This is a genomic window from Neisseria sp. P0021.S007 (assembly GCF_051956855.1).
In genome coordinates this window covers 1-484 of sequence record NZ_JBQCXA010001421.1, presented here as the reverse complement: position 1 = coordinate 484, position 484 = coordinate 1, and the positions used below count along the sequence as shown (strand labels likewise).

General features: G+C 61.4%; 1 protein-coding gene. It reads left to right on the top strand.

From position 1 onward, the window contains the following. A partial coding sequence (locus ACTHUR_RS19505) for a KpsF/GutQ family sugar-phosphate isomerase (RefSeq protein ID WP_440400440.1) occupies window positions 1-484 on the top strand: 484 nt, incomplete at both ends.

The following is a 484-nucleotide window of genomic DNA, read 5'->3' as shown; positions in this document are numbered from 1 at the left end:
CAAAATAGCGGCGACCATGGCTTCAACGGGTACGCCCGCGTTTTTCGTCCATCCTGCGGAAGCGGCGCATGGCGATTTAGGCATGATTGTGGACAACGACGTTGTCGTCGCGATTTCCAATTCCGGCGAAAGCGATGAAATCGCCGCCATCATCCCCGCGCTCAAACGCAAAAACATCACCCTAATCTGCATCACCGCCCGCCCCGACTCGACCATGGCGCGCCATGCCGACATTCACATCACGGCGTCGGTTTCCAAAGAAGCCTGCCCGCTGGGACTTGCGCCGACGACCAGCACCACCGCCGTTATGGCTTTGGGCGATGCGTTGGCAGTCGTCCTGCTGCGCGCGCGCGCGTTCACGCCCGACGATTTCGCCCTGAGCCACCCCGCCGGCAGCCTCGGCAAACGCCTGCTTTTACGCGTGGCAGACATCATGCACAAAGACGACGCACTGCCTGCCGTCCGACTCGGTACGCCCTTAAAA